This window comes from Zoogloea sp. LCSB751, assembly GCF_002028455.1.
In the GTDB taxonomy this organism is placed as follows: Bacteria; Pseudomonadota; Gammaproteobacteria; order Burkholderiales; family Rhodocyclaceae; genus Zoogloea.
In genome coordinates this window covers 136,196-162,697 of record NZ_MWUM01000004.1, presented here as the reverse complement: position 1 = coordinate 162,697, position 26,502 = coordinate 136,196, and the positions used below count along the sequence as shown (strand labels likewise).

22 protein-coding genes are annotated in these 26,502 nt (G+C 63.3%); 12 read left to right on the top strand and 10 right to left on the bottom strand.

Annotation, left to right across the window (positions count from 1 at the left end):
- Positions 1 to 2: 2 nt before the first annotated feature.
- From B4920_RS06575 to lysA, 5 genes are all read right to left on the bottom strand, one after another.
- Entirely contained in the window at positions 3 to 506 is a 504-nt protein-coding gene (locus B4920_RS06575; RefSeq protein WP_079433823.1) for an acetone carboxylase subunit gamma, read from the bottom strand.
- Positions 507 to 529: 23 nt separating this feature from the next.
- Complete coding sequence (locus tag B4920_RS06570) at positions 530 to 2,854, bottom strand: hydantoinase B/oxoprolinase family protein (RefSeq protein WP_079433822.1); 2,325 nt, start codon at positions 2,852 to 2,854, stop codon at positions 530 to 532.
- A 28-nt stretch (positions 2,855 to 2,882) separates the two neighbouring features.
- The gene (locus B4920_RS06565; protein ID WP_079433821.1) at positions 2,883 to 5,030 is read right to left on the bottom strand and encodes a hydantoinase/oxoprolinase family protein; all 2,148 of its coding nucleotides are present in this window, start codon (positions 5,028 to 5,030) and stop codon (positions 2,883 to 2,885) included.
- Between the two features lie 250 nt (positions 5,031 to 5,280).
- Positions 5,281 to 5,802, bottom strand: a complete 522-nt coding sequence (locus B4920_RS06560) for a hypothetical protein (protein ID WP_079433820.1) — start codon at positions 5,800 to 5,802, stop codon at positions 5,281 to 5,283.
- Positions 5,803 to 6,646: 844 nt separating this feature from the next.
- Positions 6,647 to 7,897 (bottom strand): diaminopimelate decarboxylase, encoded by a 1,251-nt coding sequence (lysA, locus tag B4920_RS06555; RefSeq protein WP_079433819.1) that lies wholly within the window; start codon positions 7,895 to 7,897, stop codon positions 6,647 to 6,649.
- Positions 7,898 to 7,966: 69 nt separating this feature from the next.
- Between lysA and B4920_RS06550 the strand changes: the two genes are divergently transcribed.
- From B4920_RS06550 to B4920_RS06525, 6 genes are all read left to right on the top strand, one after another.
- Positions 7,967 to 8,875 (top strand): LysR family transcriptional regulator, encoded by a 909-nt coding sequence (locus B4920_RS06550; protein WP_079433818.1) that lies wholly within the window; start codon positions 7,967 to 7,969, stop codon positions 8,873 to 8,875.
- Positions 8,876 to 9,238: 363 nt separating this feature from the next.
- Positions 9,239 to 10,252: a sulfate ABC transporter substrate-binding protein gene (locus tag B4920_RS06545; RefSeq protein ID WP_079433817.1), complete on the top strand. Its 1,014-nt coding sequence runs from the start codon at positions 9,239 to 9,241 to the stop codon at positions 10,250 to 10,252.
- Entirely contained in the window at positions 10,252 to 11,088 is an 837-nt protein-coding gene (gene cysT, locus B4920_RS06540; RefSeq protein WP_079433816.1) for a sulfate ABC transporter permease subunit CysT, read from the top strand. Before B4920_RS06545 ends, cysT begins: the two co-directional genes overlap by 1 nt.
- On the top strand, positions 11,088 to 11,981 hold the full coding sequence (cysW, locus tag B4920_RS06535; RefSeq protein WP_079433815.1) for a sulfate ABC transporter permease subunit CysW: 894 nt from the start codon (positions 11,088 to 11,090) through the stop codon (positions 11,979 to 11,981). The genes cysT and cysW overlap by 1 nt, the downstream gene beginning before the upstream one ends.
- Positions 11,982 to 11,985: 4 nt before the next feature.
- A complete protein-coding gene (locus tag B4920_RS06530) occupies positions 11,986 to 13,095 on the top strand; it encodes a sulfate/molybdate ABC transporter ATP-binding protein (RefSeq protein WP_079433814.1) in 1,110 nt (369 codons plus the stop codon).
- The gene (locus B4920_RS06525; protein ID WP_079433813.1) at positions 13,095 to 14,042 is read left to right on the top strand and encodes a CysB family HTH-type transcriptional regulator; all 948 of its coding nucleotides are present in this window, start codon (positions 13,095 to 13,097) and stop codon (positions 14,040 to 14,042) included. The genes B4920_RS06530 and B4920_RS06525 overlap by 1 nt, the downstream gene beginning before the upstream one ends.
- A 68-nt stretch (positions 14,043 to 14,110) precedes the next feature.
- On the opposite strand, the gene B4920_RS06520 is transcribed toward B4920_RS06525, so the two are convergent.
- The 3 genes from B4920_RS06520 to B4920_RS06510 all read right to left on the bottom strand — a co-directional run bounded on the left by B4920_RS06520 (position 14,111) and on the right by B4920_RS06510 (position 16,522).
- A complete protein-coding gene (locus B4920_RS06520; RefSeq protein ID WP_079433812.1) occupies positions 14,111 to 14,773 on the bottom strand; it encodes an alpha/beta hydrolase in 663 nt (220 codons plus the stop codon).
- A 171-nt stretch (positions 14,774 to 14,944) separates the two neighbouring features.
- Positions 14,945 to 16,204, bottom strand: a complete 1,260-nt coding sequence (locus B4920_RS06515; protein WP_079433811.1) for a putative Na+/H+ antiporter — start codon at positions 16,202 to 16,204, stop codon at positions 14,945 to 14,947.
- Positions 16,205 to 16,273: 69 nt separating this feature from the next.
- Positions 16,274 to 16,522 (bottom strand): hypothetical protein, encoded by a 249-nt coding sequence (locus B4920_RS06510; RefSeq protein WP_079433810.1) that lies wholly within the window; start codon positions 16,520 to 16,522, stop codon positions 16,274 to 16,276.
- A 171-nt stretch (positions 16,523 to 16,693) separates the two neighbouring features.
- Between B4920_RS06510 and B4920_RS06505 the strand changes: the two genes are divergently transcribed.
- From B4920_RS06505 to B4920_RS06480, 6 genes are all read left to right on the top strand, one after another.
- Positions 16,694 to 17,494, top strand: coding sequence for an MOSC domain-containing protein (locus tag B4920_RS06505; protein ID WP_079433809.1), 801 nt, complete (start codon positions 16,694 to 16,696; stop codon positions 17,492 to 17,494).
- A gap of 195 nt (positions 17,495 to 17,689) precedes the next feature.
- A complete protein-coding gene (locus B4920_RS06500; protein WP_079433808.1) occupies positions 17,690 to 18,661 on the top strand; it encodes a cytochrome c3 family protein in 972 nt (323 codons plus the stop codon).
- Positions 18,654 to 19,268: a cytochrome b/b6 domain-containing protein gene (locus B4920_RS06495; RefSeq protein ID WP_079433807.1), complete on the top strand. Its 615-nt coding sequence runs from the start codon at positions 18,654 to 18,656 to the stop codon at positions 19,266 to 19,268. Before B4920_RS06500 ends, B4920_RS06495 begins: the two co-directional genes overlap by 8 nt.
- Positions 19,269 to 19,315: 47 nt before the next feature.
- A complete protein-coding gene (locus B4920_RS06490) occupies positions 19,316 to 19,666 on the top strand; it encodes a c-type cytochrome (protein WP_079433806.1) in 351 nt (116 codons plus the stop codon).
- Positions 19,667 to 19,735: 69 nt separating this feature from the next.
- The gene (locus tag B4920_RS06485) at positions 19,736 to 20,719 is read left to right on the top strand and encodes a DmsE family decaheme c-type cytochrome (RefSeq protein WP_368664711.1); all 984 of its coding nucleotides are present in this window, start codon (positions 19,736 to 19,738) and stop codon (positions 20,717 to 20,719) included.
- A gap of 15 nt (positions 20,720 to 20,734) precedes the next feature.
- Positions 20,735 to 22,864 (top strand): MtrB/PioB family decaheme-associated outer membrane protein, encoded by a 2,130-nt coding sequence (locus tag B4920_RS06480; RefSeq protein WP_161493252.1) that lies wholly within the window; start codon positions 20,735 to 20,737, stop codon positions 22,862 to 22,864.
- A 106-nt stretch (positions 22,865 to 22,970) separates the two neighbouring features.
- Here B4920_RS06480 and ettA read toward each other — a convergent pair whose 3' ends face one another.
- Together ettA and B4920_RS06470 are read right to left on the bottom strand one after the other, a co-directional pair.
- Complete coding sequence (gene ettA / locus B4920_RS06475; protein WP_079433803.1) at positions 22,971 to 24,635, bottom strand: energy-dependent translational throttle protein EttA; 1,665 nt, start codon at positions 24,633 to 24,635, stop codon at positions 22,971 to 22,973.
- A 69-nt stretch (positions 24,636 to 24,704) separates the two neighbouring features.
- A complete protein-coding gene (locus B4920_RS06470; protein ID WP_079433802.1) occupies positions 24,705 to 26,441 on the bottom strand; it encodes an ABC transporter transmembrane domain-containing protein in 1,737 nt (578 codons plus the stop codon).
- Between the last annotated feature and the right edge of the window lie 61 nt (positions 26,442 to 26,502).

Sequence of the window (26,502 nt, the reverse complement as noted above, 5' to 3'; positions counted from 1 at the left end):
AGTTATGCGCGCTCGGGCACCGGCAGGCCCAGCCAGTCCTTGTAGAAGGCTTCGATGTCGGGCTCGAAGTCGTGGATCACCGGGTACCACGGGGTCGGCGCCTCCACGTCGTGCATGGTGCCGCAGGTCGGGCAGTAGTACTCGCGATAGACCTGCCACTGGGTGTCCGGTGCCATCAGCTTGGGATAGACCTCGGTCATCGCTTCTTCAGTGTCGCGCACGTAGATGCTGGCGTTCAGCTTCCAGTTCTCGCGGTAGTCGCCAAAGACGTGGCCGCAGTCGCACTGGGTGACCCACTCCTTGGTCTTGGCGGACTGCACGATGTAGAGGTGCGGGCCGAGGGGCAGCACGATGCGGTCGGGAAAGCTGACCTTCGCCTGCAGGGCCGCCAGGTATTGCTCGAAGCGGCTGTGGTCCTTGGGCATGGACAGCATGCGGAAGGTGGTTTCCCAGTCGAGCGTACCTTCGACAAGGTGGGCGACCTGCTCATTGGTGTAGGTGGACATGTTCGGGCTCCTTGTTTCGGTGATTACTCTTCGACCTGGACGACGGTGGTCACGTCGGGCAGCAGGGACAGGTCCATGCGGTGCTTGGCGCCGTAGGACGGCACGCCCAGCTCTTCCTCGCGCACCAGCCAGTCGCCCGGCAGGCTCCAGAAGTCCTTGAACTGCTGGGTGAACTTCTCGGACAGCGCGAAGCTGGTGGCGAACATGTGCTGGACCTGGATGGAGGCGTGCTTGTTGATGATGCGTTCGCGCTCCTCCTTCATCCATTCACGGGTCGGCAGCGCGCGGGCCAGGCGTTCCTTGCGGATCTCGGCGCGACGTTGCTGGGTCAGTGCGGCATCCACCGTGAACACGCCCTTGGCATCCTGGGTGAGCACGGCGCCGTAGACCTTCTCGGCGTACTCGGGCAGCAGGAACTTCTGGTTGAGGTCCGCCTCGATGGCCTTCGGCTCGCGGTCGATGGGGTCGCCGAAGCCGGGGCCGCCACGCAGGTAGTTGAGATAGAGGTCGTGGTTGGCGTAGCAGTCCTCGGTGGTGATGCACTGCTTGTCGCGTTTGACCGTGGCGGTGGCGTCCAGGTGGCGTTCGTAGTCCGGGTTGGACGGATCCAGGTCGCCGCCCAAGGGCAGGCTGTCGCCGATGGCGATGCGGTTTTCCAGCCCGGTCTTGTGGGCTTCGAAACGGTAGCCGGTGGCCGACGGATAGCCCCCCATCAGGCCCCAGTCGCTGTTCATGAAGCCGTTGCCCATGAAGAACATCGTCCAGTCCTGCGCGTTCCACACCATGCGCAGCGTTTCGAAGCCGCAGCCGCCGCGGTACTTGCCGTAGCCGCCGGAGTTGGCCTTGACGTTGCGACCGAGGTAGAGCAGCGGCTCGGCCATCTCCCAGATCTCGATGTCGCCCATGTCGCCTTCCGGATTCCAGATGGCGGCGGCGTGGTTGAGGCCGTCCTTCACCGCGCAGGCGCCGGTGCCGCAGGAGCTGGCCTCGAAGCTGTTCACCGCGTGGATCTCGCCGTCCTGGTTGATGCCACCACCCTGCAGCCAGTTGGAGGTGTTGGCGTTGCCGGCGTTGACCTCTTCAAGATAGCCGCGGCTGAAGTAGGACTGGCTGAGACCGCGCCACAGGGCAGCCCAGCCGGACACCAGGAAGTGCCAGGCGTAGGCGTGGCCGGTGCGGCGGTCGTCCGGGTTGCACCAGGTGCCCTTGGGCAGGCGGAACTCGGTGGCGAAGTAGGCGCCGTCGTTGATGCGCTGGGTCGGCACCAGGGTCTGGCACATCATCACCCAGATGCCGGAGGTGAAGGCCACCTGGTGGGCATTGAAGGTATGCCAGCCCCAGCGGCTCGCGCCTTCGAAGTCGAGGCGCCACTTGCCGTCCGGCTTGATCGTCATCTCGCACGGCGAGTGCATGATGGAGTCGAGCTTGGCGAAGGCGTTGGAGACCTGCACGTCTTCATGCTTGTAGGGCACATCGACGAAGGACACCTTGCGGTACTTGCCGGGCAGGGTCATGGCCTTGATGCGGCTCATCAGGCCGCGGCGGCCTTCCTCGATGACCTCGAAGGCGAACTTCTCGTAGGCCTCGATGCCGTCGGCGCGGATCACGTCCTCCACCAGTTCGCGGATCATGTGGCAGCCGGCGATACGGGTCTTCTCGTCGAGGATCCAGTACTTGGGCGTGCGCACCGAGCGCTGGGATTCGTGCAGCCAGTCGCGCAGCGGCTCGTCGTTGATGCCGGTCTTGCGGCAGGTGATCATGTAGCCGTCACCGAAGCGCTGGGTCTGGCCGGTGGACATCGAGCCCGGCGTCACCGAACCGGTGTCGATCACGTGGGTCACGCCGCCGACCCAGCCGATCAGCTTGCCTTCCCAGAAGATCGGCACGATGGTGGCGATGTCGCAGGGGTGCACGTTGCCGATGGCGCAGTCGTTGGTGGTGAACATGTCGCCGGGGTTGATGCCGGGGTTGCCCTCCCAGTTGTTCTCGATCATGTACTTGATCGCCGCGCCCATGGTGCCGACGTGGATGATGATGCCGGTGGAGGTGAGCACGCAGTCGCCGGCGGCGTTGTAGAGCGTGAAGCACAGCTCGCCTTCCTGCTCGACGATGGGGCTGGCGGCGATCTTCTTGGCCGTCTCACGGGCATGCACCAGGCCGCCGCGCAGCTTGGAGAACAGTTTTTCATAGCCGATCGGGTCGCTGTCGCGGAAGGCCAGCTTCTCGATACCGTTGTAGTAGCCGCTGGCCTTGGTGCGTTCGATGATGCCGTCGCGGAACTGCTTCAGGGTCTGGCCGTTCTTCAGCAGGTCGGCGAAGCCGAGTTCATTCTTGTTCATCATGTTCATGACGATGTCTCCTCAATGTCGTTTGGGCTTAGCGAACTTCCTTCAGATGGAACAGGCGGTGCTTGTCGATCGTGGTCGCGAAGCCGTCCGGCACGACGAAGGTGGTGGCGTCGGATTCGATGATCGCGGGCCCCACGATGTGGTTGCCGGCCTTCAGGCTTTCCATCTTCCACAGCGCGGCATCGACCCAGCGCTTGTGGCGGTAGAACGGGCGGGTGCCCAGGTAGGCGCTCTGCGGCGGCGTCGGGCCGGCGTCCTCGTCTTCCGGCAGCACCGGCTTCTGGGTCAGCACGGTGCCGCGCAAAATGGCGCCGGTGATCGAGAAGCCCAGTTCCGGCGAGCGCGCCGAACTGGCATACACGCGGCCGTAGGTGTTCTCGAAGGCATCGACGATCTGGTTCCAGTCTTCGGCGCTGGCCGCGCTGGTTACCGGCGAGACGATTTCGAGATCGTTGAGCTGGCCCATGTACTGCATCTTGTAGCCGGGGATCAGCAGCACGTCCTCGGCCTTGTAGCCATTGAGCACGAACTCGTCGATGACCTTCAGCGCCAGTTCGGACCAGGCGTCCTGCAGCGTCCGGCACGCGGCCGCCTTGGTGTCGTCGTCGGCGAGTTGGGCGACGCCGAGGTCCACCGACTTGTCGTAGCGGTACTCGAAATCCGCGCAGGCGCAGCCGAAGGCCGAGAAGCCCGCCGCCCAGGCCGGTACCACCACGTCCTTGAAGCCCACGCCCTCGGTGTAGCCGTAGGTGTGTACCGGGCCGGCGCCGCCGTAGGAGAAGCAGGTGAACTCGGCTGGGTTGTAGCCCTTGGCGCTGATGTTGGCGCGCAGGTACTCGGACAGGGTCAGATCGAGCAGCTCGATGACGCCGGCCGCCGCATCCTCGACCGACAGGCCGAGCGGGTCGGCGATCTGCGCCTTGATGTGGTCGCGGGCGCGCTGCACATCGAGCTTGATCGCACCGCCCAGGAAGTTGTCCGGGTTGAGGTAGCCGAGCACCACGTGGCAGTCGGACACCGACACCGTATCCAGGCCGCTCTCCGGCCAGCACGTGCCAACCCGGTAGCCGGCGCTGTCCGGGCCGAGCTTGATCGACTTGCTGTACGGGTCGAGGCGCACGAAGCTGCCGGCGCCGGCACCCACCGAATCCATCGCCACCAGCGGCAGGGACAGCACCAGACGGGCCATGTCCGGGTCGGACTTGATGGCGAAGCTGCCCTTGGTGATCAGCGCCACATCGAAGCTGGTGCCGCCGATGTCGGAGCAGGCGATGTTCTCGTCGCCGAGGTATTCGCCGAGCAGCTTGGAGCCGATGACGCCGCCGATCGGGCCGGAGACGATGGTGCGGGCCAGTTCCTTGGCTTTCCAGCTGATCGTGCCGCCGTGGGTGGCCATCACGCGCAGGTCGAACTTGGCGCCGTGCTTCTTGAAGCGGTCGCTGACCTTCTTGAGGGTCTGGCGCGACGGTTCGGCGCCGTAGGCCTCCAGGATGGTGGTGTTCATCCGGTGGCTTTCCTTGCGGGACGGGTAGTAATCCACCGACGCGAAGACCGGGATGTCCACCTTCAGCTTGGCCAGCTCGGCGCGCACGATGTCGCGGGCGCGGGTTTCGCTGGATTCGTTCTTGTGGGACTGCAGCAGGCAGATCACGATGGCCTTGGAGCCGGCGGCGACCAGTTCGCGGGTGGCCTGGCGGACTTCCTCCTCGCGCAGCGGGATGACCACCTTGCCCTGCACGTCGGTGCGCTCGGTGACGCCGCGGGTGCGGGAGACGGGCACCAGCGGTTCGTCGTAGCGGTGGGTGTTGAGGTGGATGCGGTCTTCCAGCGCGTAGCCCAGGTAGCTCTGCAGCGCGCGGCCCATGGAATGGATCTGCTCGAAGCCCTTGTTGCAGATCAGGCCCACGTCGAGGCCCTTGCGCATCAGGATGCGGTTGAGCATCGCGGTGCCGGAATAGACGCAGGTCGCCAGTTCCGGATAGACGTCGTCCACCGTACGGTTCCAGTGGGCGAGGGCGTCCTCCGACGAGTTGAAGATGGCCAGCGATTCGTCGGCCGGGTTGCTCTGCGCCTTGCCGACGACGAAGCGTCCGTCGGCCCGAACGAAGAAGGTATCGGTCATCGTGCCGCCGGCATCGATGCCCATCACCTGTACTTGCGATTGTTGGACTTCCATTATTGTCTCCATGTCTCCTTGGTTTGGACTGATGCAGCTTTCGCTGCACCCCGGGGCGAGCCGCTGTCCCCGCAAGAGATAGGGCAACGGTTGTGCCAGTCCCGGCTAAAAGGAGATAGGAGACTGAAAGAAAAGGATTTTCTGGTTTTAGGTCGGCTCCGAAGGGAAAAGGTCGAGGGGAAAATCGGCGACCGGGAATCGGACGTTCGTGCAGGAGTCGGACGTCCGGCCCACGGCCGCGGCAAGGGTGTTACGGGCTGCACCACTCGCTGCGCCTGCCGCTGCCGTAGAGCGACTGGCGTTCGGTGAGACTCATCGTCGAGCGGACCTTGCCGGTGTCGGTGTCGAACAACACGTCGAAGCGCGCCGGTTCGTTCCATACATCGCAATAACGCCATTCCCACACGCGCTCATTGCGCGCCGGATAGGTCACCGTCCAGTATGGGTAGGGCGGCCCGATCTCGTGCATCACCTCATCCTCGCCCATGCCCGGCTGGATGCGCGCGAAGTGCGGCATGTCGAGCACGTTTTCCACGCTGCGTACCCGGCCGACGCCATCGGCGACGGCCATCCAGGTATGGATACCCCGCGGCGCCGTGGTGAAAGCCAGTCGCTCGCCGCCGCCCTCTACCGGCCAGCGCCTGGCGGGCGGACCGAGGCGGGCAATGAGTTCATCGACGGTGGCGGCATTCACCGGAAAGCGCGGACCGGCGCAGGCGGAGAGCAGGGCGGCGAGGGCGACGCTAAAGAAGATGAGGGGCAGAGGCTTCATGGTGGATGCCTGCTTGGCTGTGGAAGGAGGACTGCAATGCCTTTGATCCACGCGGCGGGGCATATGTTGCGTCGGACTGTTCGACCGAGACAGCCTGTGGATGATAGGTGCGCAGCCGCTCAGTCAATATGCCGTTCACAACATACGAGCATGAGCGGTGAACAATCGATGTTGCCGCCATCGCATGGCGCAATGCTTGCGCGACATGCAATCTTGCGATGGGCTATTTCAATGTCGAACAGCCAACATTCGAAATTGCCGCCGCAATATGTTGTGCCATGCCAAGGAGATAATAATGCGCGCCACACAACATCGCCTGGGAGCGGGCCAGCATTCCAAGTTCACGTCGCTGGATCGAATGTTGACCGCGCAACATGGAATGTGGCTTCAGCAGTATGAGATGCGCAGTGAAAATAAGTGTTTGTGGACGAGCAGAGGCGGCAGTGCGTTGGGACTTGAGAGCACGATACCGCTGCTTGGAGACGTGGGGGCGTTTCTGGTGGCGGGCATTTCAATGGATTTTCCAGTCGTTCGGCCGACGCATCCTGAGCGGCATCTAGATGCAAGCTTATGTGTGGCTCCTCGGCGGAATGGGGCTCAGGGAGGTTGGGGTAGGACATTCATGCGGGGTGGTGGGATGTTGCATGGGACAGGTCATCGGTGAGGACGAGCCAGTCGTATCAATGGCTGGATGTCGGCCAATCCGGCCGTTGGCCTAATGCGCGGAATCGGGCTGCAATCTGTCGTTTACCTGCCGTTCAGCTTTGGGAGCCCTTGAACGGCAGCTTTCCCATCCAGCGAACGCGAACTTCCGACCCCAAGCAGCCATTCGGCCATAGATGCCTTACACCGCCTCCAGCGCGAGCAGCTCAGCCACCGTCTGCCTTCGTCGAATAAGCCGGGGCTCACCATTTTCCATCAGCACTTCGGCAATCAGCGGGCGCGCGTTGTAGTTCGATGACATGGAGGCGCCATACGCACCGGTGTCGTGCAACACCAGCAGATCTCCCACCTGCGCCTGCGGCAAGGACCGGTGCAACACCACTCCACCGTCTCCCTGCGTAAACACATCTCCCGACTCGCACAGAGGTCCGGCAACCACCGTGTCAAACTGCAGGCCATTAACCGCTGTGCCATCAGAGTGGATCAACTCCATGCCGTGGTAGGCGCCGTATAGGGCCGGGCGAGCCAGATCACTGAAGCCGGCGTCCACCATCACAAAATGGTTGGCGCCCTGTTGCTTCGTGGCGCGTACCTCGGTGACCAGCACGCCGGACTCGGCCATTAAATAGCGGCCCGGTTCTATTTCCAGTTTCACTGGGTGCTCCAGCAGTTGTTCCACGGCATGGCGCGCTGCATCCCATAATGAAAAGTAGTGCGCCGTATCAATCGTGGGGTCACCGGCCTGGTAGGGAACGGACAGACCGCCGCCCGCGGAGATGGCGTGCAGGTCCAAACCCTGCGCATTCACTACCTCTACCAGCTTCAGCATGGCACCGCACACTTCCTGCAAGTGCTCGTAGTCCACGCCTGAGCCGATGTGCATGTGCAGGCCCTGCAAGGCCAGGCCGTTGGACTTGATCTTTTCGCAGGCGCGTACTAGGTCGCCATGCCAGATGCCATGCTTGCTATGCTCGCCACCGGTATTTGTTTTCTTGGAATGGCCATGCCCGAAACCTGGGTTGATGCGTAGCCACACCGGGTGCCCCGGGTTGACCGCACCCAATTGGTCCAGCATGTCCATGGAGCCGCAGTTCACGGGAATATTGAGTTCCACCACGCGCGCAAGCGTAGCGCGGTCCAGCAGATCGGCCGTGAACACGATGTCTGTGTGCCCGTTGTGCAAGCCCGGCGTAAAACCACCAGCCAACGCGCGTTCGATTTCACCCAAAGACACCGAGTCCACCACTACGCCCTGTCGCCTCATGAGGCGAAGGATGTGTGTATTGGAGTTGGCTTTCTGAGCGAAACGCACTACGTCAAAAAACCGCAGAGCGGCAATCTGGCGCGTAATGGTGTCGGCATCGTAGATCCACAGCGGGGTACCGAACTGCTGGGCCAAAGGAGCGATGGTAGCGGGAGAAAAAGGGTTCATGAGTGGATGATTCCCTTCATAGTCAATTCAATCAATGCTATTTTTGTCATGTAGCTATTCAATATTGATATGAATTTAACTCATCGCCAGCTGACTATGTTTCGCGCCATCATGCTGCACGGCAACCTGGGGCGTGCAGCTGACGCGTGCGCGTCAAGCCAGCCCACTTTGAGTCGCGAGCTGGGTCGTCTGGAGCAGTTACTGGGGTTTAACCTTTTTGACCGGGTGCGGGGCCGATTACGACCTACCGTGCGAGCACTTGCGCTGATGCAGGAAGTAGAACGCTCGTTTATAGGCTTGGAACAGATCGCAGCGCGCGCCAGCGAATTGCGCACGCAAGTGACAGGTCGCTTGCGCATTGCGTGTTTGCCGGCATTGGCCCATGCCTTGGTACCCCGCGCACTGGTATATCTCTCACATGCACATCCTGAACTAGGAGTCAGCGTGCATCCCTTAGAGTCGCCCTGGCTGGAGCAAGCCATGAGTGAACAGCGTTTTGACCTGGGACTGAGTGAAACCCAAGAGGCACCTGCTGGAGTTGCCTTGCAGCCCCTACTGAAAGTCAATGAAGTGGCTGTTTTGCCACGTGATCACAGCCTTTGCCACAAGGCGCGACTGCAACCACGCGACTTTACAGGCGAGCGCTTCATCAGTCTCGCGGTTGGTGACCCGTATCGAACCGCCATTGATGCGATGTTCGAGGACGCTAAAGTACATCGCGCAACCCTGCTTGAAACCACGAGCGCAGTGGCCGTCTGCGCCATGGTGCGTCAGGGCCTGGGCGTTGCCATCGTAAATCCGCTCACCGCACTGGAACTCAGCGGACCGGACCTAGTAGTGCGGCCTCTTACCGTTGCCATCGGTTACCAGGTGAATATGCTTCTTCCGGAAATCGCAGCTCCGCACCCCCTGCAGGGCGTTCTCGCAGACACCGTCCGCAAAGCCTGTGCCGCCTTGAACCACCATCACTCGCTATGAGTTCCATGGGCATGTCCGAGATTTTGTGTAAAGCTGCCATCGGCGCGGCTCTTCCACCAGATGGCAGCTTTGGCCGACATCCAGACCCTGGTTACCTGCCATAGGTCATAGGTAAGCCCGAACGGAACTAGGGTTGCATACCCCTGGTTCGTTTCCCGCGCTTCCCCGCGCACTTGGGTTGCCTCAGAGCTCCATGCTGCGCTGCCTGTATCAACTCGGAAGTGCGTACCTTCTTATAACGCGAAAATCTGTTACGCCTCTCCTCATTGCACGACCAGGAATATATAAAGCCATTTTTATTGGTTTGGTGCGTCGCGACTCCTCCCTAGACTCGGGTCCTGACTCGATAAACAGGAGAATTCCATGTCCCCGACCCGTGCCGCGCTGCGTCCCGTGCTGGCTTTGCTGGCTGGCCTGGCGGTCTTGCCGGCGGCGCCGGCCTTGGCCGATGCCACGCTTCTCAATGTCTCCTATGATGTGTCGCGGGAGCTTTACAAGGACATCAATCCGGCTTTCATCGCCCAGTGGCAGCGCACGGCGAAGGAGAAGCTGACGATCAACCAGTCCCACGGCGGTTCGAGCAAGCAGGTCCAGTCGGTTGCGGCGGGCCTGGAGGCGGACGTGGTGACGATGAACCAGGTGCCGGACATCGACGTGCTGGCCAGGCAGGGCCTGGTTGCTTCTGACTGGCAGAAGGCTTTCCCGCACGCGGCGGCGCCGTATACGACGAACACCATCTTCCTGGTGCGCAAGGGCAATCCGAAGGGCATCAAGGACTGGTCCGATCTGGTCCGTCCGGGCCTGCAGGTGATCGTGCCGAACCCCAAGACCTCCGGCAACGGCCGCTACACCTACCTGGCAGCGTGGGGTTATGCGCTGCAGAAGACCGGCAGCGACGCCGGTGCGCGGGACTTCGTGACCAAGCTGTTCGCCAACGTGCCGGTGCTCGACGGCGGCGGCCGCGGTGCGACGACGACCTTCACCCAGCGTGACATCGGCGATGTGCTGATCACCTTCGAGAACGAGGCAGTGCTGATCGACCAGGAAGTGGGCGGCGACAAGTTCGACGTGGTTTATCCGTCCGTGTCCATCGAGGCCGCTGCGCCGGTGGCGCTGGTGAGCAAGGTGGTGGACAAGCGCGGCACGCGCAAGCAGGCGACCGCCTACCTGAACTTCCTGTTCTCGCCGGAAGGCCAGGAGATCATCGCCAAGCACCATTTCCGTCCGGTCGATCCGGCGGTGCTGAAGAAGTATTCCAGCCGTTTCCCGGCGGTGAAGACCTTTACGGTGGAGAGCAAGCTGGGCGGCTGGGATGCGGTGCAGAAGACCCATTTCGCCGATGGCGGCGTGTATGACCAGATCGTGGTGAAACGCTGATGGCTGCAACGAGATCCTTTCGTGTGTTGCCGGGCTTTGGCTTGAGCCTCGGCTACACCCTGACCTGGTTGTCGGTGATCGTGTTGATCCCACTGGTGGCAGTGTTCCTGAAAGCGGGTTCGCTGGGGCTGGACCACTTCATCGCCGCGGTGTCGTCGCCGCGGGTGCTGGCGTCCTACCGCCTGACTTTCGGCGCCTCGCTGATCGCTGCGCTGATCAACACCGTCTTCGGCCTGATGCTGGCGTGGGCGCTGGTGCGCTATTCCTTCCCCGGCAAGCGTCTGGTGGATGCGTTGGTGGACCTGCCTTTCGCACTGCCGACGGCGGTGGCCGGTATCGCGCTGACCGCGTTGTATGCCAAGAACGGCTGGGTCGGCAAGCTGCTGGAACCGCTGGGCATCCAGGTGGCCTTCACGCCGCTGGGGGTGCTGATCGCGTTGATCTTCATCGGGCTGCCTTTCGTGGTGCGTACCGTGCAACCTATCCTCGAGGATCTGGATACCGAGTACGAGGAGGCGGCCGTGAGCCTTGGGGCCAACCGCTGGCAGGCTTTTCTCCACGTGGTCTTCCCGACCGTGCTGCCGGCGCTGCTGACCGGCTTCGCGATGGCCTTCGCCCGCGCGGTGGGGGAATACGGTTCGGTGATCTTCATTGCCGGCAACATTCCGCTGGTGTCCGAGATCACCCCGCTGATGATCATCACCAAGCTTGAGCAATACGACTACGCCGGGGCGACTGCCATTGCTGTGGTCATGCTGCTGATTTCGTTCGTGCTGCTGCTGGTCATCAACGGCCTGCAGGCATGGACTGCCAAACGTACCGGGAGGGAACGCTGATGTCCGGCGCTGCTGCTGTATTTCATGGGTCGGCGGATCACGCCGCCCGATTCGAATCGAAGGCCGCCACGCGCGAGCCGGCGCTGGTGAAGTGGGGCATCCTGGCTGTCTCCCTGAGTTTCTTTGCGATCTTCCTGCTGCTTCCGCTGATCACGGTGTTCGTGGAGGCGCTGCGCAAGGGTTGGGATGTGTATTTCGCTGCGCTGATCGAGCCCGATGCGTGGGCGGCGATCAAGCTGACGCTGATCGCTGCGGCGATCTCGGTGCCGCTCAACCTGGTGTTCGGCGTGGCGGCAGCCTGGGCGATCACCAAGTTCGAGTTCCGCGGCAAGCATCTGCTGATCACGCTGATCGACCTGCCGTTCTCGGTATCGCCGGTGGTGTCTGGCCTGATCTACGTGCTGGTTTTTGGCGCCCAGGGCTGGTTTGGCCCGTGGCTGTCGGAGCACGACATCAAGGTGGTCTTCGCGGTGCCGGGCATCGTGCTGGCGACGGTCTTCGTGACCTTTCCCTTCGTGGCCCGCGAGCTGATCCCGCTGATGGAGGCCCAGGGGCGCGACGAGGAAGAGGCTGCCGTAGTGCTGGGTGCACGGGGCTGGCAGACCTTCTGGTACGTGACCCTGCCCAACGTGAAGTGGGGCCTGCTGTACGGTGTGATCCTGTGTAACGCCCGAGCGATGGGCGAGTTCGGCGCGGTGAGCGTGGTGTCGGGCCATATCCGCGGCCAGACCAACACGATGCCGCTGCACGTGGAAATTCTTTACAACGAATACCAGTTTGCCGCCGCCTTTGCGGTGGCCTCCCTGCTGGCGCTGCTGGCGCTCGTGACCCTGGTCATCAAGACCTGGGTGGAGCACCAGGCCGGTAAGGCAAGCCAGCAATCCGAGGAATGAGATCATGAGCATCCAGGTTCAGAACATCCGCAAGGAATTCGGTAGTTTCACTGCCCTCAACGACGTCTCGCTGGACTTCCCCACCGGCGAACTGGTGGCGCTGCTCGGCCCGTCCGGTTGCGGCAAGACCACGCTGCTGCGCATCATCGCCGGGCTGGAGTCGGCGGACAGCGGCAAGGTGCTGCTGGATGGCGCCGACGCCTCCGATACCCATGTGCGCGAGCGCCAGGTGGGCTTCGTGTTCCAGCATTACGCGCTGTTCCGCCACATGACGGTGTTCGACAACGTGGCCTTCGGCATGCGCATGAAGCCGCGCAGCCAGCGTCCGTCGGAAGGTGCGATCAAGGCCAAGGTGACCGAGCTGCTGAAGCTGGTCCAGCTCGACTGGGTGGCCGATCGCTTCCCATCCCAGCTGTCCGGCGGCCAGCGTCAGCGCATCGCGCTGGCCCGCGCGCTGGCAGTGGAGCCCCGCGTGCTGCTGCTCGACGAGCCTTTCGGTGCGCTGGATGCCAAGGTGCGCAAGGAGCTGCGCCGCTGGCTGCGCCGTCTGCACGACGAGCTGCACATCACCTCCATTTTCGTGACCCACGACCAGGAAGAAGCGCTGGAAGTGGCCGACCGGGTGGTGCTGATGGACCACGGCAAGGTGGAGCAGGTGGGCACGCCGGAAGAGGTGTACCGCCACCCCGCGTCGCCTTTCGTGTATGGCTTCCTCGGTTCGGTGAACCTGTTCCACGGTCGCGTCGATGGTCAGAAGGTGCATGTCGGTGACGATGTGCTGGCACCGGGGAAGGTGGATCTGGCCCATGGTTCCGAGGTGTTCGCGTTTGCCCGTCCGCACGAGCTGAACATCGTGGTGAATCCGCAGGAGGCGGGCGGTGTGGCAGCCAAGATCAGCCGCATCCTGGCTTTCGGTGTGACGGCGCGCGTCGAGCTCGATGGGCTCAACGGTTCGACCGGCCAGCTTTTCGAGGTCGAGGTGACCCGCGACGAAGTGCAGCGTCTGGGTTTGGAGGAAGGGCAGACGGTTCGTCTGGTACCCTCTCGCCTGCGGGTTTTCGAACGTAATGCAGAGAAGAATGGCGCCGAGCAGGCGCCGAACTGGGTGATCTGATGAATTTTCAGCAACTGCGCATCATTCATGAAACGGTGCGCCGCAATTTCAACCTGACGGAGGTGGCCAACGCGCTGTTCACCTCCCAGTCGGGAGTGTCCAAGCACATCAAGGACCTGGAAGACGAGCTGGGCCTGGAGCTGTTCATCCGCAAGGGCAAGCGTCTGCTCGGGCTCACCGAACCCGGGCAGGAGCTGGTGCACATCGTGGACCGCATGCTGATGGATGCGCGCAACATCAAGAGCATCGCCGATCAGTTCAGCAACAAGGACCATGGCCAGCTGACCATCGTCACCACCCACACTCAGGCGCGCTACGCGCTGCCGCGGGTGGTGACCCAGTTCAAGCAGGCTTTCCCGAAGGTGCATCTGGTGCTGCACCAGGCCAGCCCGACGGAGATCGTCACGATGCTGCAGGACGGCCGTGCCGACATCGGCATCGCCACCGAGTCGCTGGCCGGTGTGGCTGACTTCGTGTCCTTCCCGTACTACGGCTGGCATCACTCGGTGATCGTGCCGGTCGGCCATCCGCTGGAGTCGGTCGAGCCGCTGACGCTGGAGGCGATCGCCGAGTATCCGGTGATCACTTACCACGAGGGCTTTACCGGACGAACCAAGATCGACGAGACTTTTGCCAAGAGCGGCCTCACGCCGGACGTGGTGATGTCCGCGCTGGATGCCGATGTGATCAAGGCTTACGTGGAACTGGGGCTGGGGGTCGGCATCGTGGCGTCGATGGCCTATGACGCGCATCGGGACCAGGGGCTGAAGATGCTGCCGAGCAGTCACTTGTTCGAGGAGAACGTGACCCGCATCGCGGTCCGTCGTGGTCACTTTCTGCGCGGCTTCGCGTACCGCTTCATCGAGTTGTGCTCGGAGGAACTGACCGAGAGCGTGGTGCGCTCGGCCCTGCGTCCGGAGAAGGACGGTTACGCCGGCGAGTTCTGAGCCTGGCGCGGCCCCGCTGTATTGCCGGTCGTTGATGCAGCCCCGCTTCGCGCGGGGCTGTGTCGTTTCTAGGGGCGCCCGCGGGTACCGTGGCGCAGGCGGGCCAGGGCGCCGTGGCGGCCGCGGCGTACCAGGCTGACGTCGTCGATGTTGCCGAGGGGCAGATCGTCGGAGGCGGCCTTGAGGGCGTGCAGCAGTTCGAGGCCACGGGGCCACGGGCCATGCCCTGACTCCACGTTGATGTGGCCGGCGGCGCCGATCTCGACCAGGTGGCTTCCCCAGTTGTCGGCCCAGTAGGCGGCGGATGACAGGCGGACCCACGGGTCGTTGGTGCTGGCGACGACGATGCTGGGGGCGCCGAGGGCGTCGCGGGGAATCCAGCGGCTCAGGCTCTCGTCCTCGGGATGGCTGTTCTCGTCCCGCAGCCCGACAGGGGTGAAGCGTTCGGGGTCCGCCGGTGCCACCAGCAGCAGGCCGGCGACCCGGTTCAGACGGTCGCTGGCGGCCACCACTGAGGCGAGGCAGCCGAAGCTGTGGGCAACGAGCCAGACCGGGCCGGGGGATACGTCGATCTCGTTGCGAACCGCCTGCGCCCAGCGGGCCAGGACCGGGCTTTCCCAATCGATGTTGCTGACACGCCGGGTGTCGGGCAATTGGGACTCCAGCCAGGTCTGCCAGTGGGTCGGGCCGCTGCCGTGGAAGCCGGGGACGATGAGGGTGGTGTGGTGCATGAGGCGCTTTCCGGCGAACAGAGCGGCGCGGGCGGAGTGACCTGACGGTCTCTTCGCCCGCGTTCTGCTGCCTGTGTCACGTTTTATGGAATGAGGGCAGTCTAGGCAGGGCCGGGGGCCGACTGAACCAAGAAAAACGTGGAAGCTTATTCTGCGAGCGGGATTGCTCGTTCAGAGCAGCAGGAAAACGCTCCCTGCCACCAGCGTCGGCAGCAAGGCGGCGAGGAGCAGTCCGCCGGCGTTGATCGCCTCATCGTCGAAGCTGCCGCGCAGGATGGCGCTGCCGGCGGGGTTGGGGGCATTGGCGATGATGGTGAGGCCACCGCCGGTCACGGCGCCGGCAACCAGCGCGTACTTGAAAGCGTCGCTGAGCCCTTCGACCAGTGAGCCAAGATAGGTCAGCGCCGCGTTGTCGGTAAAGGCGGTCAGAACGGTGGCGCCGACGAAGACGGCATCGCTGCTCATGCTCAGCAGCAGCGGCTGAAGCCACCATTGCTGCTGTCCGCCGAGCACGACCAGACCGGCCAGGAAGAAGGCTACCAACAGGCCTTCGCGCAGGATCAGGCGGTCCTGGTGCCGGGAATACGCATCGGCGATGCCCAGGAAGAACAGGAAGAGGCCCAGGAAGACTGCCGGATGGTGGGCGGACACCACGACGCCGCAGAGAAACAGCAGGTGGACCAGGGTCAGCGGCAGCGGAACCGGCTGTGTCCTGGCGTCAGCGGCTGCCGGGGCGAGGGCCGCCAGTTCCCGACGAAAGGCCAGAGTCGCCGCGAGTGCGTTGATGCCGACGGCGATGGCCGCTTTCCATCCGAACTGGCTCAGCATGAAAGCGGTGTCCCAGCCCCACTTGCCGGCGACCATCAGCACCGGCGGGGCGGCGAAGGGCGTCAGCGTGCCGCCGATGGAAACATTGACGAACAGCACGCCGAGGGTGGCGTATTTAAGGCGGGTGGACAGGCCGCGGCTAAAGAATTCATCGCGCAGCATCAGTGCCGCCAGGGTCATTGCCGCCGGTTCGGTGATGAAGGAGCCGAGCAGGGGCACCAGCGCGAGGATGGTGAAGTAGCCCGCTGCCGGCCCGGGGAGCGGCACGGCCCGTGCGGTCAGCCGGACGAGTCCGCTGGCGGCGTGCAGGATGGGGCGTGTGCCGGCAATCACCATGATTGCAAAGACGAACATCGGTTCGGTGAAGTTGCGCGACTCGATGTAGGCGATGGCCGGCTGGGCGCCATCGATGAAGACTATCGCCAGCATCAGGACCATCGCCCACAGCCCGAAGACGACTTCCACTTCCCCGAGCAGGTGCCAGATTCCGGCATGGGCGGGGCGCGTATGGGCCAGGTGCTCGAAGAAGCGGGTGGCGAAGGTGTGCAGTATGGCGACCGCGAACAGCGCGGTGCCGATGAACTGGATGGCGCTAGGCGTCATGTGAGCAGGGAGAAGAAGAAAATTGTCCTTATGCAGAGCCGCTGGCGACCTGCTTGGTTCCCGGTTCTTTCAGCGGCGTCCGCGGCCGCGGGGTGGGGCGGCAGGCTTGCTTGCCGCGGGCTTGCCATATTCCTTGAACACGTGTTTGGCATCCTGTTCGGCGCGTAGCTGGGTACAGATGGACGGATCGTCGTCGTGGCCGCTGAAGTAGCCGGCGGCCTGGGCCTTCATGACGAGCTGGATGGCGGCGTGTTCGCTGAGCTTGTAGCGCTCGAAGAGGAGGGTGGCGACTTCGTCCAGGTGTTCTTCGTAGGTCATGGGAGGCGGGGCCGCCAGGCGGCAATCGGTTACGGCCCGCCATTTTAAAGCGCTCCGGCGATCCGTGTCCGATTGCTGGTCGCCGCGCGCTGCCTGGATAATCGGCGCGGAACCTTGGCAGGCCGTTTCGGTGCCCTTCCGCTTACTTCTTCCATTCCCAGAAAGAACACCATGTCCGACAGCCCGCTCATCCTGTCCGCCCTCTATCGCTATCCGGTCAAGTCCATGCGTGGCCAGCGCCTTGACGCCAGCCCGGTAAGTCCCATCGGCCTGCCCTTCGATCGCAACTGGATGGTTGGCGACCCGAAGGGGCGCCTGATGACCGGCCGCGAGTATCCCGAGCTGGTGCTGGTCGATGCCGCACCGACGGAGGAGGGCGTCCACCTGTCGGCGCCGGGCCGTCAGTCTTTGTTCGTGCCCAATACGGCATTCACCATGCCGCATCCGGCGACGGTGTGGAGCGATACGTTTTTTGCGTGGCATGGCGCGGAGGCTGCGGACGACTGGATCTCGGAGTATGTGGGGGCGCGCCTCACGTTCCTGTGGATCGGCACCGAGACGTCCCGGCATTTAAGGGATCACGTGGACGTGCCGCTTTCCTTTGCTGATGGCTTTCCATTGTTGCTGGCTACCCGGGCTTCCCTGGACGATCTGTCCGTGCGGGTCGGGCGCCCGCTGGAGATGGAGCGTTTCCGGCCCAACCTGGTGGTGACCGGCAACGATGCCTTTGCGGAAGACGGCTGGAAGCGTCTCCGCATCGGCGACGCGGTGTTTCGCGTGGCGAAGCCCTGCGAGCGTTGTGTCTTCACCACAGTCGATCCGGCTACGGGGCGCAAGGGGCTCGACCAGGAGCCGCTGCGCACCCTTGCCCAGTATCGACGAACTCCGGCTGGAGTGATTTTCGGCCAGAACGTGATTGTTGAAGGGCGCACCGAGCTACGTGTCGGCATGCCGGTGGAAATCCTCGACTAGCGATTGTCATCGACAAATCTTGACAACAGGGTGTTTGGACGCCTATCCCGGTAAGAGTTCCGGTGTCGCATAAATGCCTACGAAACCGCGCCAGCCCTTGATCTTGGTCAAGGGCATTGCGATTATGTGTATCGAAATGTTCTGCCAAAAAGGGAGACGTTGATAATTCGACGGTCGGAATTCAGAGGAAATCACGTGTTTGCCAATTTTAAAAACAAGCTGTGCGGCGTCGTGGCCTTGCTGGCCCTGCTGGCGACCGCCACGGTCTTTGCCGACGATCCCCCCCCAACACCGGAAGAGCTGGTCAAGATCAAGGCTGCCAATGGCGAGTGCCTCACCTGCCATTCGGAAGCAGGGCTCAAGAAGCCGCCCAAGGAAGGACTAGATCTCAAGAAACTGCGTCATTACCTGGTCGATCTGGATACCTATACGGCGTCCGATCACGGACAGATGGCCTGCAGCAAGTGCCATGGCGATGGCTACGACAAGCATCCCCATGACGCCAAAGCCAAGGAGGGCCTGAGCGAATGCCAGGATTGCCACGCCCGCAAGGCGATGCGCATCGAGCGCCAGTTCGACAAGTCGGTCCATGCGGAGAACCTCAGCGACAGCTTCACCTGCACGACCTGTCACGATGCGCATGTGATGACGCTGGCCTCCAAGCTGCGCGACCCGCACAAGATCGTGGCCCAGGACAACAAGATCTGCCTGGACTGCCACGATTCCGACCTGGCCTTTGCCAAGATCGCGCCGGAGAAGAAAAAGCGTCCGCCCATCGACGACATCCATAGCTGGCTGCCCAACACCCGTCTGCACTGGCAGGCCGTGCGCTGCATCGAATGCCACACGCCGGCCGAGGACAAGCTGTCCCTCTCCCATGAGATTCAGAACAAGGACAAGGCCGAGAAGAAGTGCGCCACCTGCCATAGCGCCAATACGTCGCTGAACGCGCGACTCTACCGTCACCTGGCCAAGGAGGAGCAGAACAAGTATGGCTTCCTCAACAGCGTGATCCTGAGCAACTCCTATGTGGTCGGTGCGACCCGCAACCCGTCACTGGACTGGATCGTGATCGGGCTGTTCGTCGCCACCGTCGTCGGCGTGATCGGCCACGGTCTGGTCCGCATCATCACCACCCGCATGCGCCGGAGCAAGAACCATGACTAATCGCGTTTTCATGCTGCCCCTGTGGATCCGCCTGTGGCACTGGAGCAATGCCCTGGCGATCATCGTGCTGGCAGTGACCGGCGTCAGCCTGCACTTCTCCAACCCGGACCTGCCGCTGGTCGAGTTCTCGCTGGCGGCCCGCATCCACAACGTGGCCGGCGTGTGCCTGGCCGGTCTGTATGCGGTCTTCGTCATCGGCAACATCGTCACCGGAAACTGGTGGCAATACGTGCCCAAGCCACCCGGCATCATCGGGCGCTGCCTGACGCAGATGCAGTACTACGGTGCGGGCATCTTCAAGGGCGAGAAGGAGCCGTTTCCGCCGACCCCCGAGGTTAACTTCAACGCCCTGCAGGCGGTCACCTACTGGTCGATCATGTACCTGGTGCTGCCGGTGGTCATCGTTACCGGGTTGGTCTTCCTGTACCCGCAGTTTGCGCCCGACCGCCTGTTCGGCCTCGACGGCCTGCTGCCGATCGCGCTGATCCATTACCTCGGCGCGGCGGTAATCGTGTTGTTCGCCGTCAGCCACATCTACCTGGGCACCATGGGCCCCAAGGTTTCCAGCCTGTTCAAGATGATGATCACCGGCTGGTACGAGCACTGATTTCCCGTTTCAACTCAAGCAATAAACATCCTCGAGGAGAGTCGCACATGAAATCCAAATTGACCGCCGTGCTGATGTCCAGCCTTTGCGCGTCCGGCCTGATGCTGTCTGCCGAAGTCTTTGCCTTCGATGCCGACGCCGCCCAGGCCCTGGCCAAGAAAGAAGGCTGTACCAAGTGCCACGCGGTAGACAAGAAGAAGGAAGCCAAGTCCCTGACCGAAATTTCCAAGTCGCTGAAGGGCAAGCCCGATGCTGAGGCCAAGCTGCTGCATCACCTGACGTCCGGCGACAAGGTGAAGTTCGAGGATGGGAAGGAAGAGGAGCACAAGATCCTCAAGACCAAGGACAAGGCCGACATCAAGAATCTGACCGACTGGATCCTGTCGCTCGGCAAGTAAACCGTTCGGGTGGGATGCCCGACTTGCAGGGCATCCCGGACAACGAAGGCTGTACCAGGGAGAAACAACATGAAATTTATGCGACAGCTGATTGCCTCATGCGTGTTGCTTGGGGCATTGACCGGCACTACTGCTGTGCTGGCGGCCGATGCCCCGACGACCGGCGGCAAGCCGCCCGCCAAGGACCTCGTGCTGAAGGGGGATGCCAAGTGCACGTCCTGTCACGACGAGAGCGACGAACCCAAGCTGCTCCACATCGGCAAGACCAAGCACGGCAGCCTTGCCGATGGCCGCACGCCGAGCTGTACCAGCTGCCACGGCGATAGCGACAAGCACGTCAACAACCCCGAAAAACTGAAGGAGCGTCCGGCCACCGACCGCAGCTTCGGCAAGTCCTCGAAGCTCAGCGCCGATGAGAAGAGCGCGGCCTGTACGACCTGCCACCAGGGCGGCAAGCACATCAACTGGAATACCAGCGCCCACGCCAACCGCGACGTCTCGTGTACCTCCTGCCACCAGGTCCATGCCGGCAAGGACAAGGTCCGCGACAAGCGCACCCAGGCGGAAGTCTGCTACACCTGCCACAAGCAGCAGCGCGCCGAGGCCAACAAGCCGTCGCATCACCCGATCCCCGAAGGCAAGATGACCTGCTCGGACTGCCACAACGCGCACGGCTCCGCCGGTCCGAAGATGCTGGTGAAGGACACCACCAACGCCACCTGCTACACCTGCCACGCCGAGAAGCGCGGCCCCTTCGTGCATAACCATCAGCCGGTCGTCGAGGATTGCGGCAACTGCCACAACCCCCATGGCACTACCGCCGAAGGCATGCTCAAGGCGCGTCAGCCCTTCCTGTGCCAGCAATGCCACGGCGAGTCCTCGCACCCGGGCAACATCCCTGGCGTGCGCAGCAACCAGCCCAACGCGGTGAGCACCAACATCGGCCCGGGCATGGCCCAGGCACGCGGCTGCATGAACTGCCATACCAATATCCACGGCAGCAACAGCCCCAGCAATGCGACATCCAGCGGCCCGTTCCGCTTCTTCCGCTGACCGAGGAGGATGATCATGAGCAAGCATCTGAATTTCCGGCAGACTGCCATCGTGATGGCCTTGTCGGCGGTGTTTCCGGTCGCCAGCGTGTGGGCTGACGAAGTCGAGGAGCTGACCAGCCCCAACAAGACCGAGGCAGCCCTCAACCTGCCGTACTACAGCGCGGTGAACCCGCTGTACCGCCAATACAGCGGGGTGAACAACGAAGGTTTCAACGGCAACGTGGACATCGACGTGGTGCGCCGCGATGAGGAGGCCAAGTGGTTCAAGCTGAACGCCCGCAATCTGGGGCTGCGCACCCAGGAACTGGACATCCGCTACGAGAAGCAGGGCGACTGGTCGCTGGGCCTCAGCTACGACCAGATCCCGCGCTACGCCCCTTATGACGTGACGACGGCGGTCCAAGGCGTCGGACGCAACACCATCGTGCAGCCCAACATCGCCAGCACGGCGGTGTCGGGCAACAACCCGAATGCCTACGACGTCACCCTCAAGACCGAGAGAGCCATCACCACGCTGACCGCAAGCAAGTTTGTGGCCGAAGGGCTCAAGCTGGGCTTCTCGTTCAAGAACGAAGACAAGACCGGCACGCGCATGGATGGCGTGCGTGGCGTGGCCGGCACGGGCACACCCAACCTGTATAGCGGCTTCCTGTTCTCACCGGAACCCATCGATCAGAACCACAAGCAGTTCGAGGCCACGGTCGATTACGTTTCCAGCAAGTTCCAGCTTACCGGCGGCTATTACGGCAGCTTCCTGAGCACCAAATACAGCTCGCTGACGGTGACGCCAGGCTCGAACACGGCCCTGGTCGTCCCGGGCCTGTCGCCGATCGCGCTGGCGCCGGACAACTCCGTGCAGCAGTTCTACGTGAATGGGGCCTACAACTTCACGAAGGACACGCGGGCTTCCCTGAAGGTCTCGTATTCCGAAGGTCGCCAGGACGACAACTTCCTGGCCGGGCAGGCCACCCTGCCGGGCATCGGCGAGAACCTGATGGGCGTGGTGCGTACCACCGAAGTCTTCTCGTCGATCACCTCGCGGATCAACAAGGACCTCAAGCTGCTGGCATCCTGGCGCTATGAAGACCGGCAGGACAAGACGCCGATCCGGCTGTTCGCCACCTCGACCAGCGCGGGCGTGACGACCAACTACTACAACAATCCCGAGTCCCATGTGGCCAACTGGGGCAAGCTCGAAGCGGATTACCGGATCGGTGGTGGCTACAGCGTGACCGCCGGCTTCGATTATTACGACAAGAGCAGCCTCGAATGGGAGCGTCACCGGGTTTCCGAAACCACCTCACGCCTTGCCCTGCGCAAGACCATGAGCGAAACGGTTAACGGGACCCTGTCGCTGGCCCACTCCGAGCGTACCGGCTCGGACTGGTTCGGTGCCACCGCGCTGCCGATCTATCCGGTGTATCTGGCCGACCGCAATCGCGACAAGGTCCGTGGCATGCTGGACTGGAGCGCGACCGAGAGCCTGAACCTGCAGGTCGCGTATGAGGCCTACTTCGACGACTACCGCAAGAGCACCTACGGTCTCGACAAGGGCAAGGGCCAGGTGCTGTCCCTGGACGGCAGCTACACCCTCAGCGACATCTGGAAGCTGAATGCCTGGTACTCGAAGCAGACGGGCGAGTCGTCCCAGAACATGCAGGGTGCGGCATGTACCACCGGCAACAACAGCAATTGCACGGTCAATACCTTCCGCACCGGCACGCTCATCCAGTGGGATGCGACGCTCAAGCAGAACTCCGACCAGTTCGGGGTCGGCGTGAACGGCAAGGTCAAGATGGTGGATGTGGGTGCCCAGTTCCTGTACTCCCAGGACACCAACAAGCAGCTGATTGGCGACTTGCCGGCTACTACCTGCACCAATGCGACCTGCACCACGACGGGAGCCCTGGCATCCGGGATGGGTGTGCTGCCGGATACCAAGTACACGCAGAACACCCTCAAGCTGAACGCGACCTATCCGGTCAGCAAGCAAACCCGCGTGCGCCTGGACTACATCTACGACCTGCGCAAGATGGACGACTACACCTGGTCGCAGTGGGTGTATGCGGACGGTACCAAGGTCTTCGTGAAGCCGGATCAGGTTACCCAGATCATCGGTCTGTCGCTGCTGCACGCGTTCTGATCGTTTCCTGAAGCACCAAGCAAAGAGCCCCTGGCGCAATGCCAGGGGCTCTTCGTTTTTCCTGTTGGGGCGAATTCATTCGCCCCCACGGTTCCTTCGTCCCGCCTCAGCGGCTGATCGGCTTGTAGCGGATCCGCTTGGGCTTGGCGCCTTCTTCACCCAGGCGCTTGCGCTTGTCTTCCTCGTATTCCTGGTAGTTGCCGGCGAAGAAGTTCCATTGGGAATCGCCTTCGGCGGCCAGGATGTGGGTACAGATCCGGTCGAGGAACCAGCGGTCGTGGGAGATGATCAGCGCGCAGCCGGCAAATTCCAGCAGCGCGTCTTCCAGGGCCCGCAGGGTTTCCACGTCAAGGTCGTTGGACGGTTCGTCGAGGAGCAGCACGTTGCCGCCGCTCATCAGCGTCTTGGCCAGGTGCAGACGGCCGCGTTCGCCGCCGGACAGGTTGCCGACGAGCTTCTGCTGGTCGCCGCCCTTGAAGTTGAAGCGGCCGATGTAGGCCCGGCTGGGCATCTCGAACTTGCCGATGGTCAGGATGTCTGCGCCGCCGGCGAGTTCGTCGAAGACCGTCTTGCTGCCGTCCAGGCAGTCGCGGGACTGGTCCACGTAGGCGATCTTGACCGTAGGTCCGATCACCACGTCGCCGGAATCGGGCTTGTCCTGGCCGGTGATCATCTTGAACAGCGTGGACTTACCGGCACCGTTGGGACCGATGATGCCGACGATCGCACCGGCGGGAATGCTGAAGTTCACTTTGTCCATCAGCAGCTTGTCGCCGAAGCCCTTGGATACGTCGGTGAATTCGATAACCTTGTCGCCGAGGCGCTCGCCGACCGGAATGAAGATCTCCTGGGTCTCGTTGCGCTTCTGGTATTCGACCGAGGACATCTCCTCGTAGCGGGCGATACGGGCCTTGCTCTTGGCCTGGCGGGCCTTGGGATTGGAGCGCACCCATTCCAGTTCCTGCTTCATGGCCTTCATGCGGGCGCCTTCCTGTTTGGCTTCCTGCTCCAGGCGGGCTTCCTTCTGTTCCAGCCAGCTGGAGTAGTTGCCCTTCCAGGGGATGCCCTGGCCGCGGTCGAGTTCGAGGATCCACTCGGCGGCGTTGTCGAGGAAGTAGCGGTCGTGGGTGACGGCCACCACGGTGCCCGGGAAGCGCACCAGGAACTGTTCCAGCCACTCGACGGATTCCGCGTCCAGGTGGTTGGTCGGTTCGTCGAGCAGCAGCATGTCGGGGCGTGACAGCAGCAGTTTGCACAGGGCCACGCGGCGCTTTTCACCGCCGGACAGGGGGCCGACCTTGGCGTCCCAGGGCGGCAGGCGCAGGGCGTCGGCAGCGATTTCGAGCTGGGTTTCCACATCGGCGCCGCTGGTGGCGATGATGTTTTCGTACTTGGCCTGCAGCTCGGCCAGCTTGTCGAAGTCGGCATCCGGCTCGGCGTAGGCGGCGTACACCTCCTCGAGCTTCTGCTTGGCTTCCATGACTTCACCGAGGCCAGACTCCACTTCCTCGCGGACGGTCTTGTCGGGGTCGAGCTGCGGCTCCTGGGGCAGGTAGCCGATGGACATGTTGGGCTGCCACTGGACCTCGCCGTCGTATTCCTTCTCGACGCCGGCCATGATCTTCAGCACGGTGGATTTGCCGGCGCCGTTGAGGCCGAGCAGGCCGATCTTGGCGCCAGGGAAGAAGGACAGGGAGATGTCCTTGATGATCTGCCGCTTGGGTGGGACGACCTTGCTGACGCGCAGCATGGACATGACGTATTGGGCCATCGGGGTACTTTCCGGAGATGCAAAAATCGAAGGCGAGACTTTACCCGATGCAGGCGCCGGGCGCTGCCTTCAGGCAACGAATTGCAGCCTGGCGAGGTGGGCGTAGAGGCCGTCCAGGGCGATGAGTTCGGTGTGGTTGCCTTGCTGCACGATGCGGCCGTTGTCCATCACGACGATGCGGTCGGCCTTCTGCACGGTGGCGAGCCGGTGGGCGATGACGATGGTCGTGCGCTGGCGCATCAGTCCGTCCAGGGCCGACTGGACCATGCGTTCGCTCTCCGCGTCCAGCGCCGAGGTGGCTTCGTCGAGGAGCAGGATAGGGCGGTCGGCCAGGATCGCACGGGCGATGGCGATGCGCTGGCGCTGTCCGCCGGACAGGCGCACGCCGCGCTCGCCGAGGTCGGTGTCGTAGCCTTCCGGCAGTTCGGCGATGAAGTCGTGGGCGAAGGCTGCCACGCAGGCGGCTTTCACGTCGTCCAGGCTGGCGTCCGGGCGGGCGTAGCGCACGTTGTCGGCTACGCTGGCGGCGAAGATCACGGCCTCTTGGGAGACCAGTGCGATGCGTTGGCGCAGGGCCAGCGGGTCGGCAGCCGTGAGATCGACACCGTCGATGCTGACGTGGCCACGCTCCGGATCGTAGAAGCGCAGCAGGAGCTGGAAGACAGTACTCTTGCCGGAGCCGGATGGGCCGACCAGCGCGACGGTCTCGCCGGGCTGTACCTGCAGGTTGAAATCGTCGAGGGCGGGGGCGTCCGGCCGGGTGGGGTAGTGGAAGCGCACGTCGTCCAGCGCGATGCGTCCTTCCGCCGGGCTGGGCAGCGCCAGCGGCGCCTTGGGCGCCTGGATGGCCGGCGTGGAGGAGAGGATCTCCATCAGCCGCTCGGTGGCGCCGGCGGCCCGCTGCAGGTCGCCCCACACTTCGGACAGCGCGCCGACGCTGCCGGCGACGATCGCGGCGTAGAACACGAAGGCCGACAGCTCGCCGGCGCTGAGGCGGCCGGCCAGCACGTCGTGGCCGCCGATCCACAGGATGAAGGCGATCGCGCCGAACACCAGCACCAGCACCGCCGCCACCAGGCGGGCCCGGTTGGCGATGCGCTGGCGGGCGGTGCCGAAGCTGGCTTCCACCAGCCGGCCGAAGTCGCCCCGGTCGGCGTCCTCGTGGCTGTAGGCCTGCACGATGCGGATCTCGTGGATGGTCTCGTCGATGCGGTTGCCGAGCTCGGCCACGCGGTCCTGGCTTTCCCGCGCCAGGCGGCGCACGCGGCGCCCGAACAGGATGATCGGTGTGACCACCAGCGGCACGCCGGCGAGGGTCAGCAGCGTGAGCTTGAGACTGGTGGTGAACAGCATGGCCAGCCCGCCGATCAGCAGCAGCGCGTTGCGCAGCGCGATGGACAGGCTGGAGCCGACGACGTTCTCGATCTGGGTCGTGTCGGAGGTGAGGCGGGAGATCACCTCTCCGGTGCGTCCGGCCTCGAACCATGACGGCGGCAGGCTCAGCAGGTGGTCGAAGACGCGCCGCCGCAGGTCGGCGGTGACCCGCTCGCCGAGCCACGAGACGTTGTAGAAGCGCAGGTAGGTGGCGGCGGCAAGCAGCGCGATGACACCGAACATCGCCGCCAGTGTGCGGTCCAGCCAGGCCGGATCGCCGGCCGAGAAACCCTTGTCGATGACCGCCCGCAGCCCCTGGCCGACGGCCAGCATGGCACCGGCGGCGACCACCAGCGCGATGGCGGCGATGAAAACCCGGGAACGATAAGGGGCGAGCAGTTGCAGCAGGGCGCGGGCGGGGTGGAGCGGCATAGGCTTGGGTGCGGGCATGGGGAAGGTCAGCGACGGGATTGTAGGTGGCAGCGTGATTGCC

What these genes read in the sequence shown, in the direction of transcription:
- B4920_RS06570 (WP_079433822.1), bottom strand. Translation starts at nt 2,854, where the DNA reads ATGAACATGATGAACAAGAATGAACTCGGCTTCGCCGACCTGCTGAAG.
- B4920_RS06550 (WP_079433818.1), top strand. Translation starts at nt 7,967, where the DNA reads ATGAATTTAACTCATCGCCAGCTGACTATGTTTCGCGCCATCATGCTG.
- B4920_RS06480 (WP_161493252.1), top strand. Translation starts at nt 20,735, where the DNA reads ATGAGCAAGCATCTGAATTTCCGGCAGACTGCCATCGTGATGGCCTTG.
- B4920_RS06515 (WP_079433811.1), bottom strand. Translation starts at nt 16,204, where the DNA reads ATGACGCCTAGCGCCATCCAGTTCATCGGCACCGCGCTGTTCGCGGTC.
- B4920_RS06495 (WP_079433807.1), top strand. Translation starts at nt 18,654, where the DNA reads ATGACTAATCGCGTTTTCATGCTGCCCCTGTGGATCCGCCTGTGGCAC.
- B4920_RS06485 (WP_368664711.1), top strand. Translation starts at nt 19,736, where the DNA reads ATGAAATTTATGCGACAGCTGATTGCCTCATGCGTGTTGCTTGGGGCA.
- B4920_RS06545 (WP_079433817.1), top strand. Translation starts at nt 9,239, where the DNA reads ATGTCCCCGACCCGTGCCGCGCTGCGTCCCGTGCTGGCTTTGCTGGCT.
- B4920_RS06525 (WP_079433813.1), top strand. Translation starts at nt 13,095, where the DNA reads ATGAATTTTCAGCAACTGCGCATCATTCATGAAACGGTGCGCCGCAAT.
- B4920_RS06575 (WP_079433823.1), bottom strand. Translation starts at nt 506, where the DNA reads ATGTCCACCTACACCAATGAGCAGGTCGCCCACCTTGTCGAAGGTACG.
- B4920_RS06505 (WP_079433809.1), top strand. Translation starts at nt 16,694, where the DNA reads ATGTCCGACAGCCCGCTCATCCTGTCCGCCCTCTATCGCTATCCGGTC.
- cysT (WP_079433816.1), top strand. Translation starts at nt 10,252, where the DNA reads ATGGCTGCAACGAGATCCTTTCGTGTGTTGCCGGGCTTTGGCTTGAGC.
- B4920_RS06490 (WP_079433806.1), top strand. Translation starts at nt 19,316, where the DNA reads ATGAAATCCAAATTGACCGCCGTGCTGATGTCCAGCCTTTGCGCGTCC.
- B4920_RS06510 (WP_079433810.1), bottom strand. Translation starts at nt 16,522, where the DNA reads ATGACCTACGAAGAACACCTGGACGAAGTCGCCACCCTCCTCTTCGAG.
- cysW (WP_079433815.1), top strand. Translation starts at nt 11,088, where the DNA reads ATGTCCGGCGCTGCTGCTGTATTTCATGGGTCGGCGGATCACGCCGCC.
- B4920_RS06565 (WP_079433821.1), bottom strand. Translation starts at nt 5,030, where the DNA reads ATGGAAGTCCAACAATCGCAAGTACAGGTGATGGGCATCGATGCCGGC.
- B4920_RS06530 (WP_079433814.1), top strand. Translation starts at nt 11,986, where the DNA reads ATGAGCATCCAGGTTCAGAACATCCGCAAGGAATTCGGTAGTTTCACT.
- B4920_RS06470 (WP_079433802.1), bottom strand. Translation starts at nt 26,441, where the DNA reads ATGCCGCTCCACCCCGCCCGCGCCCTGCTGCAACTGCTCGCCCCTTAT.
- ettA (WP_079433803.1), bottom strand. Translation starts at nt 24,635, where the DNA reads ATGGCCCAATACGTCATGTCCATGCTGCGCGTCAGCAAGGTCGTCCCA.
- lysA (WP_079433819.1), bottom strand. Translation starts at nt 7,897, where the DNA reads ATGAACCCTTTTTCTCCCGCTACCATCGCTCCTTTGGCCCAGCAGTTC.
- B4920_RS06520 (WP_079433812.1), bottom strand. Translation starts at nt 14,773, where the DNA reads ATGCACCACACCACCCTCATCGTCCCCGGCTTCCACGGCAGCGGCCCG.
- B4920_RS06560 (WP_079433820.1), bottom strand. Translation starts at nt 5,802, where the DNA reads ATGAAGCCTCTGCCCCTCATCTTCTTTAGCGTCGCCCTCGCCGCCCTG.